Annotated in this window: 13 protein-coding genes; 9 read left to right on the top strand and 4 right to left on the bottom strand. The window is 41.5% G+C overall.

Going from position 1 to position 14,130, the window contains the following annotated elements:
- The first annotated feature begins 56 nt into the window (after positions 1 to 56).
- The 4 genes from pyrC to RB151_RS23585 all read left to right on the top strand — a co-directional run bounded on the left by pyrC (position 57) and on the right by RB151_RS23585 (position 2,386).
- Positions 57 to 1,106 (top strand): dihydroorotase, encoded by a 1,050-nt coding sequence (gene pyrC, locus RB151_RS07190; RefSeq protein WP_071547923.1) that lies wholly within the window; start codon positions 57 to 59, stop codon positions 1,104 to 1,106.
- A gap of 217 nt (positions 1,107 to 1,323) precedes the next feature.
- Positions 1,324 to 1,578 carry a biofilm formation regulator BssS gene (bssS, locus tag RB151_RS07185; protein ID WP_042847959.1) on the top strand — a complete coding sequence of 85 codons (255 nt, stop codon included), beginning with the start codon at positions 1,324 to 1,326 and terminating at the stop codon, positions 1,576 to 1,578.
- A 215-nt stretch (positions 1,579 to 1,793) separates the two neighbouring features.
- Positions 1,794 to 2,039, top strand: a complete 246-nt coding sequence (locus tag RB151_RS24175; RefSeq protein ID WP_237071519.1) for a hypothetical protein — start codon at positions 1,794 to 1,796, stop codon at positions 2,037 to 2,039.
- 194 nt (positions 2,040 to 2,233) lie between these two features.
- Positions 2,234 to 2,386, top strand: coding sequence for a LuxR C-terminal-related transcriptional regulator (locus tag RB151_RS23585; protein ID WP_230083759.1), 153 nt, complete (start codon positions 2,234 to 2,236; stop codon positions 2,384 to 2,386).
- 35 nt (positions 2,387 to 2,421) lie between these two features.
- Here RB151_RS23585 and RB151_RS07175 read toward each other — a convergent pair whose 3' ends face one another.
- Entirely contained in the window at positions 2,422 to 3,465 is a 1,044-nt protein-coding gene (locus tag RB151_RS07175) for a rhodanese-related sulfurtransferase (RefSeq protein ID WP_042847962.1), read from the bottom strand.
- 228 nt (positions 3,466 to 3,693) lie between these two features.
- Here RB151_RS07175 and RB151_RS07170 point away from each other — a divergent pair, with 228 nt between their 5' ends.
- Positions 3,694 to 4,329: a DUF1007 family protein gene (locus tag RB151_RS07170; protein WP_042847966.1), complete on the top strand. Its 636-nt coding sequence runs from the start codon at positions 3,694 to 3,696 to the stop codon at positions 4,327 to 4,329.
- The gene (locus tag RB151_RS07165) at positions 4,320 to 5,339 is read left to right on the top strand and encodes a nickel/cobalt transporter (protein WP_052219431.1); all 1,020 of its coding nucleotides are present in this window, start codon (positions 4,320 to 4,322) and stop codon (positions 5,337 to 5,339) included. The genes RB151_RS07170 and RB151_RS07165 overlap by 10 nt, the downstream gene beginning before the upstream one ends.
- Before the next feature lie 155 nt (positions 5,340 to 5,494).
- Here RB151_RS07165 and ttrA read toward each other — a convergent pair whose 3' ends face one another.
- Genes ttrA through ttrB form a run of 3 tightly spaced genes read right to left on the bottom strand, consistent with a single transcriptional unit; the run spans position 5,495 to position 10,327 of the window.
- Positions 5,495 to 8,569: a tetrathionate reductase subunit TtrA gene (ttrA, locus tag RB151_RS07160; RefSeq protein ID WP_071547922.1), complete on the bottom strand. Its 3,075-nt coding sequence runs from the start codon at positions 8,567 to 8,569 to the stop codon at positions 5,495 to 5,497.
- Positions 8,562 to 9,608 carry a tetrathionate reductase subunit TtrC gene (gene ttrC / locus RB151_RS07155; protein ID WP_080972710.1) on the bottom strand — a complete coding sequence of 349 codons (1,047 nt, stop codon included), beginning with the start codon at positions 9,606 to 9,608 and terminating at the stop codon, positions 8,562 to 8,564. The genes ttrA and ttrC overlap by 8 nt, the downstream gene beginning before the upstream one ends.
- Positions 9,590 to 10,327, bottom strand: a complete 738-nt coding sequence (ttrB, locus tag RB151_RS07150; RefSeq protein WP_042847974.1) for a tetrathionate reductase subunit TtrB — start codon at positions 10,325 to 10,327, stop codon at positions 9,590 to 9,592. Before ttrB ends, ttrC begins: the two co-directional genes overlap by 19 nt.
- A 254-nt stretch (positions 10,328 to 10,581) precedes the next feature.
- Here ttrB and ttrS point away from each other — a divergent pair, with 254 nt between their 5' ends.
- From ttrS to RB151_RS07135, 3 genes are all read left to right on the top strand, one after another.
- A complete protein-coding gene (gene ttrS / locus RB151_RS07145; protein ID WP_071547921.1) occupies positions 10,582 to 12,339 on the top strand; it encodes a tetrathionate respiration histidine kinase TtrS in 1,758 nt (585 codons plus the stop codon).
- Between the two features lie 126 nt (positions 12,340 to 12,465).
- Positions 12,466 to 13,062, top strand: coding sequence for a tetrathionate respiration response regulator TtrR (gene ttrR, locus RB151_RS07140; protein WP_048606760.1), 597 nt, complete (start codon positions 12,466 to 12,468; stop codon positions 13,060 to 13,062).
- 65 nt (positions 13,063 to 13,127) lie between these two features.
- Positions 13,128 to 14,072, top strand: a complete 945-nt coding sequence (locus RB151_RS07135) for a Kdo(2)-lipid IV(A) acyltransferase (protein ID WP_042847977.1) — start codon at positions 13,128 to 13,130, stop codon at positions 14,070 to 14,072.
- The last annotated feature ends 58 nt before the right edge of the window (positions 14,073 to 14,130 follow it).

Here is a 14,130-nt window from a genome sequence, read left to right as displayed (position 1 = left end):
TATCCCGGCTTGAGCACCCGCTCATCACCCCTCTCTACCCTTATGGAGCCGGTTTAATGACAACTGTAACTACCCTAACAATCCGCCGCCCTGATGATTGGCATGTTCATTTTCGCGATGATGATATGTTAAAAACGGTCGTTCCCTATACGAGTGAATTTTTTGGCCGTGCCATTGTCATGCCTAATCTTGTCCCCCCAGTGACGACAATTGAAGCGGCAAAAGCTTATCGTGAACGTATTATTCAAGCCGTTCCAGAAGGTCACCAATTTACCCCCTTGATGACATGTTACCTCACTGATAGCACTGACCCTGTTGAGCTGATTAAAGGCTTCCATGAAGGGGTATTTACGGCTTGTAAATTGTATCCTGCCAATGCGACAACTAATTCCAGCCATGGTGTCTCAGATATCAAAAAGATTTATCCCGTACTAGCGGCTATGGAACAAGCAGGTATGCCCTTGCTAATTCATGGGGAAGTAACCGCTAGCCATATTGATATTTTTGACCGTGAAGCGCTGTTTATAGAACACGTTATGCTACCTTTGCGCGCGCAGTTTCCACAATTAAAGGTTGTGTTTGAGCATATCACGACCAAAGAAGCGGCCCAATACGTCCAAGAAGCAAATGAATATACCGCAGCCACATTGACACCACAGCATTTAATGTTTAACCGTAATCACATGTTAGTCGGTGGTGTCAGGCCACATTTATTCTGCTTACCTATTTTAAAACGTAACGTTCACCAAGAAGCACTTCGCTCAGCGGTAGCATCAGGCTGTGACCGTTTTTTCCTAGGTACCGATACGGCTCCACATGTGCAATCACGTAAAGAATCATCTTGTGGGTGTGCTGGCGTGTTTAATGCGCCAACTGCATTAGCCGCTTATGCCACTGTTTTTGAAGAACTTGGCGCTCTAGCACACTTCGAAGCATTCTGTTCACTCAATGGCCCTAAGTTTTATAATTTACCTGTTAACGACGGGTTTATTACATTAACTAAAGAGCCCAATATTACTTGTGAATCAATTGATTGTTGTAATGACAAGCTGGTCCCTTTCTTAGCAGGTGAGGACTCTCAGTGGACAATCGCACTTTCTAAATAATTAGCACTTATAGGAAGCTATTTGGGCTTCCTATATTACTTTTTATAGTCATACTCACCATTTTTGTGCATTTCCTGCCATTTATACAAAAAAAATTTTTAATTGCTTCCTTATTAGCGAAATCTCCTTATACTAAAAGTGGCTTCATTTCGAGAACATTGCTCTTAGTCAGTTATAGATATTTACTATTTATCACGCTGTTTGATTAGGAGGTTTCATGAATAGAAAAGATGATGTTATTCAAACTCACCCAGTTGTTGGCTGGGACATCAGCACAGTAGATTCCTACGATGCGATGATGTTGCGTTTGCACTACCTCCCTGAACAAGATAAAAACTCAGGAGATGCCATTGTGGATAAAACTATGTGGCTAACGACTGATGTTGCTAAGCAATTGATTAATATACTTCAAGCTGGCGTAGATAAGATAGAGTCAGGCGAATATATCGAACTTAATCTTAAAACACACTAGGGAAATGAATGGATATTTAAGAATTTAATATCCATTTTATTTTATATAATATTCACCAAACAAGTAGTTATATATTTATATATAACTACTTGTACCTTTTTAACTAAATAACAATTTTAAATAAAAACACTATTTACTATTTTTATTAATCCTCGGTTGACTTCACTAGCAATTCCCATTTATTGTAAGACTCTTTTCGAACAAGGATGTTCCCGATGCGAATATTAGTTATTGATGAATGTTATTACACTAGACTTGGCATTACTGAATATTTATCTAAAAATGAAAAATTAGAATTTATTAGTACAGGTTGTATTGAGGAAGCTATCAGGTTTATAAATGAATTCACGCCAAGTATTGTATTGGCTAATTTAACTTATTATTGTCATTACTCTAATTACTGTCCAGTATTACAAGATCTATTAAATAGAAAAATAATATTAGGTTTTATATTTATATAAATGCCCCTTACCCACAAACAGCCAACCCATTGTTATTAAAGGATAACTATTTCATTCTATCCAAAAATATTATTACCCAAACCCTTGATAAAGTGATTCGAGAACACGAACAAATAGAACATATCACGAAGCTCGCTAATAATATAGATTCATCCATCTTCACTGCAAAAGAACAAAACATTATTAATAACTGGATGAATGAAACACCTAATCATATTATCTCAAGGAAACTAGGGATTAGTAATAGCACGGTTTATTCACAGAAAAGACATATCACTTCGAAAGTGTTTGTAAAAAACAGAATTGAATTGTTTTTTATCTATAATGTATTTAAATATTTATATTAAGAGAGAGCCCTAATTAAAGGGCTTTCTTATTATCGTTATTCTTTATTTAATAAGCCATCTGATAAACGATGACGTGATTTATTAAAAATCTTATTGCTGACTTCACGGCCTGCACGGCGAGCACGTTGTTCTTGCTCTGGGAGTTTCATTTCCTCAGTACAAGAAACACTACAGCAACCCTCGTATTTTTCTGCGCAGCTAGGGCATTGGATAAACAACAAGTGGCAGCCATCATTACTGCAATTAGTATGGGTATCACATGGTGCACCACACTGGTGGCATTGGGCTAAAGTATCATCCGTAATGCGCTCTCCCATACGGTTGTCAAACACAAAGTTTTTCCCTTTAAAACGTAATGGTAAACCTTGTTCCTTTGCTTTACGTGCATACTCAATAACGCCACCTTCAACATGGTATACATTTTTAAAGCCATTATGCAGCATATATGCACTGGCTTTTTCACAGCGAATCCCCCCAGTGCAATACATGACAACATTTTTATCTTTTTGCTCTTGCAGCATTTCCACTGCCATCGGCAGTTGTTCCCTAAAAGTATCTGATGGAATTTCAATTGCATTATCAAAACGCCCCACTTCATATTCGTAATGATTACGCATATCAACGAATACCGTGTTTGGATCGTCAATCATTTCATTCACTTCGTGAGCTTTCAGATATTGCCCTGTATTCGCTGGGTTAAAGGTTTCATCTTCGATGCCATCTGCCACCACGCGATCACGTACTTTCATGCGTAACACCCAGAAAGACTTACCGTCATCGTCAATCGCAATATTTAAACGCAGGTTATTTAGTGCGGTATCAGTGGAATATATCAGTTCGCGCAAAGCATCAACATTAGATTCAGGCACACTGATTTGTGCATTCACCCCTTCTTTCGCAATGTAGACACGCCCAAAAACACTCAGCGCTGTAAACTGTTGATACCATTCATTGCGAAACGCCACTGGGTCTTGAATATTAAAATATTTATAAAAAGAAATTGTGGTACGTGGCTCTGTTTCCGCCAACATGCGTTCTTTTAATATTTTATTTGAAATTTGGTTATGTAACACTGGCATGGTGTTCTTAATCCTATTTAACTCGTTGATAATTTTCTATTTATTCAGATTTCAGCTCATTGCTTGAGGCTTTTTAATCTTGGTGGATATTATCGCTGTTATTATGTTAATAAAAAACCCTTTATTTGCAGGGGTATTGTAAATAAAACATCAACAAAAAGTTTTTAATGCCCGCCCACCATTCGTTATGTTATAACATATTTATATTTGGCTAATTAGATTATCTTTATGAGACGTTTTTTTCCTTTATATCTATTAATACTGGCTATCTTTGCGCCACACGTTGCAGCGCATCCTCATAGTTTTATTGAGATGCAAATGTCCCTTGAAACCAAACAAAACAAATACTCAGGTATAAGCTATGTTTGGAAGATGGACCCGATGACATCGGCAGATATTGCCTATGAATTGAAAGGGGTTAAACCCGATGACCCACGCTGGAAACAACAAGAAGCCATTATTATGGCTAATATTTTAATGCAAAATTATTTCACTGATTTTTATTATCAAGACAAAAAGGTTAACTTTAAGCGTATCCCTGACAGCTACCATTTAGAAAAAGAGGGGTTTTCATTAGTATTTTTCTTTACAGCTTCATTTATGCAGCCACTACCTATTGCAGATTCACATATCAAAATACAAACTTATGACCCTAGCTTTTATGTCAGTATGACGTATCAAAATAAACAACAAATTACTCTGCCAATTGAATTAGCAGCCAATTGTGATATTGACTTACAAGAAGCCAATATCACCGATTCGATGCGGGCTTACGCATTTTCTTTAGATAAAAGTGATACCCCAGAAGAAGATTTAGCGCTTGGGAAACAGTTTGCACAGCGAGTTGATATTCGATGTCCTTAACCCCCTCATCCTCTGTATACAAAGCAACAAAAACTTTGCTAATCATTGTCTCGTTTAGTTTATTAGCTTTCGCCATTTGGCTAGCGTATCGCTATTGGGGAACATGGTTACAACTGAGTATTGGCTGGCAAAAACAGTTAAACCAAGGTTTATCGGATTTACTACAAGAAACCAGCTCACACCCACTGTATGCTGGAAGTTTGCTAATTGCCGTTAGCTTTTTATACGGTTTTTTACATGCTCTGGGACCTGGCCATGGAAAGCTCATTATCACAACCTATATAGCGACCCAAGGAACTCATTTAAAACAGAGTGTTATCATTAGTTTATTAGCATCGCTCTTACAAGGGGTCGTTGCTATTACGTTAGTTTCTGTCGTGTTAGTGTTATTTCAGCTATCCACCAAACATTTGAATCAGGTCAGCTTATATGCAGAACAATTAAGCTATTTATTTGTCATAATACTTGGCTGTTTTTTATGTATTACTGCTTTACGCCGTTACTGGCAAACACGCCTTTCTAGGGCATTATCACCACTAGTGATAAAAAACCTTAAGCCATTAACACAATCAACCAAGCGAATGATCCAGCCCAACACATTGACACCACACCCCGTTTGTCACTGTGGTCATCAGCACGTCATCCAATCTCACCAAATTCAATCTAGTTTTAAAAGTAAAGTGTTGATTATTCTATCAATGGGGGCACGCCCTTGCTCTGGTGCCATTCTCGTATTATTGTTTTCTTATGTGATTGAAGTATACGCATGGGGAGTTATCGCGGCGCTAGCAATGGCGGTTGGTACAGCATTAACCATTTGTTTAATTGCTATTTTTGTTCATTTTATGCGTGATAAAGCTATTCGTTTATCGCGGTTAACAGGAAAACAGCTGTCCCCATATTGGGGAATAGCATTAAAAATTTTTGCCGGTGTTTTCTTTATACTGATGGGGGCTTTGATGCTACAAAGTGTCGGGCTGGAGCAATCTATTTCGCCACTTCTGCGTTAACCCAATAAAAAAGGGAGGGCTCCCCCTCCCAGGCATTTGCCGAAGTTACAGTGTGGTAATCTCACTGTGTTATGCGCAATGTCAACTGCTTAAAACAGATTGCTAATGATGAGACTATGCAGCCCCTCACACACTAGCAACCCTTACTACTTCTTTTAACCAATGAGCTCAATTCGAGCAGGTAAACCTTGACGTACAGAAGCACCCGATACCCAATCTAACCATGTATTGGCGACTTCCCTTGTTGGGTCTGCAAAACCTAAATCGTTTAGATTGATCCCTGAACCATTTGCAGCATTCATTGGCATCGGTTGGTCATCTAAATAATGCTGTTTCGCGCCCATTTCGGTATGACCATAGCCATGTTCAATTGCAAGTACTCCCGGCATCACGCCATCAAGCACACTCACTTGAGCCTCTGCTTGGCCACCCGGTGTGGTAATACGTATCCAATCTCCGTGTTTAACCCCCACTTTTGCAGCATCATCAGGGTGAATAGCAACAAGATTCGTAGGTTTAACATGACGTAAGCGTTCAATTACTGTTGTCGAACTACTCATCACATGGGATTTGAATGACATTAGTTTCAATGGCCATTCTTTTTCTGGGAACACCACATTCACATCGTCACCATTTGCCATACGCGGTGGGTAATATGTAGGGCAACCACTGTAACGTTCACCGGTGATCGCGTGGCGATTAACGGCCACAGTTGGGTTCCAAATTTGTAAGCCTTTTTTCCATTGCGGACCAGTTGCATCGCCATCCCATGCTTTTTCATATGGTGCGAAACGGCCACCTCGCGTAAAGATATAAGCAACACGGCGAACTTCTTCAGGTTTTAGCGTATTGGTGATCGCAGGTAAAATACGTTCTACCCCACTAATTTGGATATCTTCCGAAGCGGCTTCTGGTACTGGTTTTTCACCTAGCCACGCCATATTCGCAGCAACACGTAAATAATAATCTTCCGCTGTATTTAGTGAATGCAGGTTGCCATCCATATCTTCAATCACGTTGTCGCCAAAACCAGGTAACCCCAATTCTTTGGCAACTGCAATACAGAAGCTTTCCATCGATACGGGCTGACCATCTGCCGTTTTGGCGGTGCGTGACTCAACAATCGGCCAACGCGCTGTACTCGCTTTAACTTGAACCCCTGACCAAGGAGCGCTAAAACCCCAACTTTCAAAATTATGGGTATCCGGTACGATATAATCTGCCAGCGCAGTGGTTTCATTCATAAAGGCATCAATACCGATAATCAACGGAAGGTGTTTTGGATCTTTCAGTTTTTCTTCCATCACTTGGCGGATACCCGCGATTCCATACACCGGGTTGGTCATATTGGTGATCCAAGCTTTTAATGCATAAGGATAACCCATTAATGCTGATGCCAGTTGCTCAGTGAGTTGCCCTTTAGCAAACGGATACCAAGGTGCTTTTGCAGGATACGGATTTTCCCCTGCCGCAAGGCGCGCTTTGAACTCATCTGATTTTTCATACACTTCATTACTACGCGATAAAACAACGCCTTTTGGTTTTACTTTGCCTTTGTAGCTGGCAATTTTGTAACGTGGACCATCCATTTCACCGTTGAATTTACCGCCCCCAACGGACACACCACCTTTCAAGTTCAAGTTACCAATCAATGCGTTAAGCATAACGACTGACCATGCAGTGTAAAAGCCATTACCGCCCATCATGCCGCCATGAGAAATAACGGCAGCTTTTCTATCATATGACGTTAATGCTCTACCTAATGATTCAATGGTTTTCACTGGAACATGGCAGCGATCGCTATATTCTTGGAGTGTCATACGATTGGCCGCTTCTTTTAAGCATTGGAAGCTCGATTTTACGGTAACTTCACTGCCATCATGCAATGTCACTTGGCGAGTGACAAACAACTCTGCGGCTGGGACTTCACTGGCAAGTTTCAATTCACCAGACGTATCTTGGACGACATAAGCTTTTTCATCGTCGCCTTCGCCAGTAAGATAAGATGAAATTAATAATTTGCCTGCTAATGGGTGAGCATCATCAGTAATGACTAAATGCGTTGAGTTTGTCCAACTTTTCTCCCCCATCGCTTCCATTGATTTCTCACTAGGCACGCTAAGGTACTTGGCATTATAACGCTCATTTTCAATGATCCAGCGGATCATTCCCATGACTAACGCTGCATCAGTTCCGGGTTGTACTGGCACCCAGTGACCATGGTCATTAGCCAGTGTGGTTGTCAGTGGTAGCGCAGGAGAAACCACCACATAGTTAAACGAGTCACGCAGACGTGCTGTCGCTAACTGGCGACCTTGGCGTTTAAATGGGTTACCTGACTGAGCAGGTGAGGTTCCAAGGAATAATGCAAAACGAACGTTATCCCAATCTGGTTTTACGTGCGCATTTTTGTTTAAGTCATCCATTAAAGCACCCGAACCGGCGCGATAAGCAAGACCGCAATAGGAACCGTGGGCACCGAAATTTTTACTGCCAAACGCGTTTTGAGCAAAGCGACGAATAAACCCATCACGCCCGTCGTCCCCTGCATTAGTTACCAGCAGCTGGTTCGCTTTGGGGCCCAATTTTGGCTGTGCTGGGTCAAGTGGCGTTTCAAGGTCACGAATAGCTCTTAAACCATCAACATGGCCTTCACCAAATAAATCACCGCCTTCAACAACTTCTTTAATTAATTGCTCAAAACTGATGCGTTGCCACTTGCCCTCTCCACGTTTACCAACACGTTTCATTGGTTCTAAAATACGCAGTGGACTAGTTAAACCTTCCATTAAGGTTGCCCCACGTGCACAAGCGGTTGACCGATGTTCTAGCCCTGATTCCCCGCTCATTTTATTAAATGCAGTTTTCAGCGGCATTCCATAAGGAAAATGCTCTTCGTGTGATAATGGGTGATAAGGGTTACCTGCGATACGTAATACTTCATTTTTAGCGGTATCGACACGGGCACGAATACCACATTGTGTCCAACAACCAAAGCATTGGGTCATTGCAACTACTTGTTCCGGGTTTTCTTGCCAGCCTTTAGTCGCCTGACCTTCTGGTCGCAAAGAGTTGCCATTAATGCGGTCAAGAGTGACTTTACCAGAAGTGCCGTTAACTAGCCCATCGACTGCGCGTTTGGCCACATCTCGGTAGCTTGCACCAAATAATGCGATACCACCAACTACCAAACCACCTTTAAGCCATTGACGTCTTGAGAATTTAGCCATGTTGCACTCTCCCCGCAAACCAGCGAACACCTTCACGAACAATAATTGTTAACGCAATCCATAAACCAAATGTTCCTACGATAGCCAATAGTCCATCGGTTCCCAGTGGGAAATGATATGGGTTAGCGATAATGTTATATTTTGGTACAGCTTGAACTTCCATTAGGAAAATCCAACGTAATGTCCAAGCAAAAGCCATCGATACTAATGCTAAAACGGTAATGTAAGGGACAGAGCGAACGGCTTTTACATTACTCACAGACATTCCGAAAGCCACTAACCACAGTGCACATACCCCCATTAGCATCCACCAACCTGGGCTCGCCATGTCTATTTGTTGGCGTACAGCAATACCCGATGTGGTATCCCCTGAAAGCCATAGCGCAAAACAGACAGCAAATAGTAACAATGTAATCACTTGGAAGCGTGCTAAACGGTTTTGATATTGGGGCTCACGACGAGCACCGAGTCCAATCAATGCAGGCAGAACCTGCAATGCACTCAAGAACATAAGTACTGGCATCCACCAGCTGTTCCAGATTGGGCGAGCCGTTAATACAGATGCCTCACGACCGGTATAAAGTAGCAGGCCAATTGCCGATAATGCGGCAAGCAATGCCACCCAGCGCGTCGCTTTAAAGTGTTTTTTCCAAATCATTTTGACGATTAAAGCAACAAAGTATAAGCCGATAAATGTGGTAAATAAGGGTAATAATACAGAGCCCCACCACATCCAAGACCATAACGTTGGGTGTGCATAAAAATGCCACACTCTTGCGGTTTGGTGTAAATCTGCCGTTAGTGCAAGCGGTGCAGTGATCCCCATTGTGATAGCAATAAATACGGAAATCATTTCTAAGCGGCTGTTTTCACTTTTGTTTTGCCAATGTAAATAACAGGCATACAGCACCGCGCAAGAGGCGATTCCAATAAAGAAAAAGTATTGTACCGCCCAAGGAAGCCAAAAAAATTCTTGTGGCTGAGCCATCATTTCAGAAATATAAGTCACTTGGCCATTCATCAGAATACCTCCTGCCATAACGCGGGCTGCCCTTTACCTTGCAGCGGCTGAACAAACGCATCATCTAAACCGAGATAGAATACTTGCGGTAAGGTGCCACTTTCTGGCTTGAGTACTTTAATTTCTGCTTCATGCTCAGTCAGCATTTTACGAATAGTACTGTTAGGGTCTTTTAAATCACCGATAATGCGAGCCCCACCTACACAAGATTCAACACAAGCAGGTAATAAACCAACTTCTAAACGATGAGCGCAAAACGTACATTTATCTGCAGTTTGGGTTGAATGGTTGATAAAACGCGCATCATATGGGCAGGCTTGTACACAGTAAGCACACCCTACGCAACGTTCATTATCAACGACTACTATGCCGTCTTCCCGTTGGAAAGTTGCTTGAACAGGGCATACGGGTACGCAAGGAGGATTATCGCAGTGGTTACATAAGCGAGGTAGAAGTACATTGGTAAACCCTTCTTCGCCCTTAACCGCAACTTGATATTGGTTAACTGTGGTTCTAAATTGCCCTTGAGGGGTTTGGTTTTCAACAGAGCAGCTGACTGTGCAAGATTGGCAACCAATACAACGACGTAAATCAATCAACATTCCATATCGTTTTTCTGGGTTGCCTTCTCTACGCGTAGGAGAAAAATTTAGACCAGCTTCTGCAATGGGAATTAATGATGCTCCCGCAGTCACAGCCCCAATTTGTTGTAGAAATTTTCGTTTACTCAGATCCATAATAGGCTCCAGTACTGACATTGCTAATGCGAAAATAAAAGTTATTAATCAATATGTTATTTGTATTGCATGTGTTATTGACAATGAATACAGTCTCGTTAAGATAACCACTGAAATTGTTATTTCTCTTTAAAACTACTGTATTATCTTGATAAAACTTGTAATGCCATTGTAAGAAGAGAGGCACCACCGCCCTATTGTGGTTTACCACATACCCGTAGCTAAATTGATCTAACGCAACGAATAAGCCAAATATGTTAAAAAAAACATCTATACCGTTGTATCACATACTATTAATTACGCTGCTTATGTGGTCCTTACCGGCCATTTCTGCACAATGGACCATCGGGGTACTGGCTTTGCGTGGGCCCAGTACCACACAATCCCATTGGCAACCATTAATTGACACACTCAATGATTCTATTCAGGGGGAACGGTTTACTTTATTGCCGTTAAACCTTGATGAAATGAAAGAAGCTATTTCTAACCGCAAAATTGATTTTTTACTGACCAACCCCGCGCAGTTTATTCAATTAGATAATCGCTATCACTTGCGCTGGCTATTATCATTACGTTCTGATGTCGAACCAAATAGCACCACCCGTAATGTGATTGGCAGTTTGATACTGGTACGAAAAGAAAGTGATATTTCTGACGTAAAGCATTTGATTGGTAAAAAAGTCGGTGCCATTTCACCTGATGCCTTTGGTGGTTACTTATTAGGCTATAAGGTATTAAGAGATATGGGGTATGACGCGGCTAAAGACTTTCAAATGCAGTTTTTAGGGTTCCCTGCGGATGCCCTATTATATGCACTACGGGATGACTCATTGTCTGCTGCCATTGTCCCTGTCTGTTTATTAGAAAATATGCACAGTGAAGGGCTAATTGATAAAACCCAGTTTCGTCCGTTAATTCAGCATCCAAGTTCATTATCTTGTTTAACTAGTACCGAGCTATACCCAAACTGGTCTTTCGCCGCATTAAGCGATGTTCCAGACAATTTGGTCGATAAAGTCACTAAAACGTTACTTTCAACGGATAATACCACTATGCGTTGGGGGGCTCCTGCCTCAGTCACTCAAGTCGAAACTTTGCTCCGCGATGTGAATCAACATCCACAACAGCGGCAAATATGGCAAGATATCGTCAGTTGGACCATTCAAAACCAAATTACTATTAGCCTTGTTGCGTTGTTCTTTGTTTTACTAGGCGTAAATCACATTTGGATTGCCTTCTTAGTTAGGCGCCGAAGCCGGCAACTCGAAGTGGCGCACAACCGCTTACGAGAACAAGAAGCCAATTTACAAAAAGCTCAGCGATTAAATATTTTAGGCGAAATGGCATCGGGCTTTGCCCATGAACTGAACCAACCTTTATCTGCCATTCGTCATTATGCGCAAGGGTGTATCTTACGCCTTAGCAAGGAGTCAAATAACCACCCACTCATTAGTGCGTTAACTAAAATCGATGACCAAGCGCAACGTGGTGCAGACATTATTCGCAACTTACGTCTTTGGGCAGGGAAACCGGGTCAAGACCCAGCGGTAACATTAAACCAGCAATCAGTGAGGCAAGCCATTAATCATATCTGGCAACTTTTACGTGTAGATCAGCACTATCCAGATGCAAAATTGCTATTACCAGAGACACCTGATGTCACCCTGACTTTGCCCGATACACTGCTTGAACAACTCCTTTCTAATTTAGTGAGCAACAGTTTACAAGCCGGAGCCACAACCCTGAGCTTTGGTTTTCACTTTGCACAAGACCGCTTTCTTCTGGTTTTACAAGATAACGCAGGAGGAATGCCGACCGAACAACTAGAACAAGGGATCATCCCATTTCATACCACTAAAAAAGAAGGTTTGGGGCTAGGGTTGGTGATCTGCCAGCGTTTGATCCAAAGCCAAGGCGGCGATATTCGCATTGAAAATAATATCACTGATGAAGGGTTAAATGGCCTACGAGTGACCTTAATTTTCAACTACTATAATAATTCAATAAATTAAGCATGTTTTGCCACACAATTGATAACATTAACTTTAAGTCTATGTGACAATAGCTTTATTAAGACAATCAACGCTCATCAGCTAATACTTTATTTTGTCCCCCTCTAAACTACGAGGTATAAATTGATGCCAGTTATTCATCTAGTGGATGATGACACCGATGTGACCGATGCTTGCCAATTTTTACTAGAAACCCTTGGCTATAGTGTCACCGTGTGGAATGACAGCGAAACATTTATTCAGAATGCAGCCCTTCATCAAGAAGGAGTGGTTTTGTTGGATATGCGTATGCCTAAACTGGATGGTCGGCAAGTTCATCGGTATCTTAGGGAGCAACAAAGCACGCTAGCGGTCATATTTCTGTCGGGTCATGGTGATATTCCAATGGCAGTGGAACAAGTTAAATTAGGGGCTGTCGATTTCCTGCAAAAACCGATAGATAGCCAACTACTGGCAAAAACCCTTGACCAAGCGCGGGCTCAAACAACAAAGGCAACTGAACGTTATTTATTAAAACAACGTTATGAGACGCTCACTCCCCGCGAGAAAGACATTTGCCACTACGTTTTGCAAGGTTTGATTAACCGTGAAATTGCCGAGGCAGCCTGCGTTTCTGTACGAACCGTTGAGGTTCATCGTTCGCGAGTAATGGAAAAAATGGCGGTACGTAATTTAGCTGAGTTAATGAGTACCATGCAGGCGGTTAACGCTTTAAACGAATAATTTGATATAATTTAACCTAGTCTTTTTATTCATTAACCATGACTAACTAAAATATTCGGATACTCATGATATTAGCCCCAAAATTTCAAAAACGTTTTCTTCACCCTCGTTACTGGTTAACATGGGTGGGTATTGGCATCTTATATCTGCTTGTTTTATTGCCTTATCCCGTTATTTATTGGCTGGGAACTCGTTTAGGTCTACTGTCGATGCGCTTTTTAAAGAAACGGGTTCAAGTTGCTGATCGCAATCTTGAGCTATGCTTTCCAGATATGAGCTTAAAAGAAAGGCAGCTCTGTATCGACAAAAATTTTGAATCAGTTGGTATGGGGCTTTTTGAAACCGGTATGGCATGGTTTTGGCCTGATTGGCGAGTCCAGCGTTGGGTTAAAGTTATTGGGGCTGAAAATGCAGCCGCAGCACGAGAAACAGGCCGAGGGATTATCGCCCTTGGTGTGCACTTCCTAACACTTGAGATTGGTGCCCGAGCTTTTGGAATGTTAAACCCAGGGATCGGTGTGTATCGGGCTAATGACAATGATTTACTCGATTGGCTGCAAACTCGTGGCCGCTTGCGTTCTAACAAATACATGCTTGACCGCAAAGATATGAAAGGAATGGTGCGTGACTTAAAAAATGGGGAAATTCTCTGGTATGCCCCTGATCACGATTATGGCCCACGTAACAGTACTTTTGCACCATTATTTGCCGTAAAAAATGCCGCGACCACCAATGGTTCACAAATTATTTTGCGTCTTGCATCACCTTTAGTGGTGCCTTTTACGCCAAAGCGTTTACCGAATGCAAAAGGCTACGAATTAATCATCCAGCCAGCTATAGATAACTTCCCTATTGAAGATAACCTTGCGACGGCAACAAAAATGAATCAAATCATTGAAAAAGAAATCCTTAGAGCGCCTGAGCAATATATGTGGCTACACCGCCGTTTCAAGACGCGTCCCGAAGGAGAATCTTCTTTGTATGGGGATTTAGATAAAATACACCATTAACTTTTAGCTGTAGTTCATTACCTTAATTCATTCTTTCTCCTGAATAATTTGACCTACA

Origin of the sequence: Providencia rettgeri, from assembly GCF_001874625.1 — a bacterium.
Taxonomy (GTDB): Bacteria; Pseudomonadota; Gammaproteobacteria; order Enterobacterales; family Enterobacteriaceae; genus Providencia; species Providencia huashanensis.
This window is presented reverse-complemented; position numbering and strand designations above follow the sequence as displayed.

Bases quoted from the DNA above. Each gene is read 5' to 3' on its own strand.
- pyrC (WP_071547923.1), top strand. From the start codon at position 57: ATGACAACTGTAACTACCCTAACAATCCGCCGCCCTGATGATTGGCAT.
- bssS (WP_042847959.1), top strand. From the start codon at position 1,324: ATGAATAGAAAAGATGATGTTATTCAAACTCACCCAGTTGTTGGCTGG.
- RB151_RS24175 (WP_237071519.1), top strand. From the start codon at position 1,794: ATGCGAATATTAGTTATTGATGAATGTTATTACACTAGACTTGGCATT.
- RB151_RS23585 (WP_230083759.1), top strand. From the start codon at position 2,234: ATGAATGAAACACCTAATCATATTATCTCAAGGAAACTAGGGATTAGT.
- RB151_RS07175 (WP_042847962.1), bottom strand. From the start codon at position 3,465: ATGCCAGTGTTACATAACCAAATTTCAAATAAAATATTAAAAGAACGC.
- RB151_RS07170 (WP_042847966.1), top strand. From the start codon at position 3,694: ATGAGACGTTTTTTTCCTTTATATCTATTAATACTGGCTATCTTTGCG.
- RB151_RS07165 (WP_052219431.1), top strand. From the start codon at position 4,320: ATGTCCTTAACCCCCTCATCCTCTGTATACAAAGCAACAAAAACTTTG.
- ttrA (WP_071547922.1), bottom strand. From the start codon at position 8,569: ATGGCTAAATTCTCAAGACGTCAATGGCTTAAAGGTGGTTTGGTAGTT.
- ttrC (WP_080972710.1), bottom strand. From the start codon at position 9,608: ATGGCAGGAGGTATTCTGATGAATGGCCAAGTGACTTATATTTCTGAA.
- ttrB (WP_042847974.1), bottom strand. From the start codon at position 10,327: ATGGATCTGAGTAAACGAAAATTTCTACAACAAATTGGGGCTGTGACT.
- ttrS (WP_071547921.1), top strand. From the start codon at position 10,582: ATGTTAAAAAAAACATCTATACCGTTGTATCACATACTATTAATTACG.
- ttrR (WP_048606760.1), top strand. From the start codon at position 12,466: ATGCCAGTTATTCATCTAGTGGATGATGACACCGATGTGACCGATGCT.
- RB151_RS07135 (WP_042847977.1), top strand. From the start codon at position 13,128: ATGATATTAGCCCCAAAATTTCAAAAACGTTTTCTTCACCCTCGTTAC.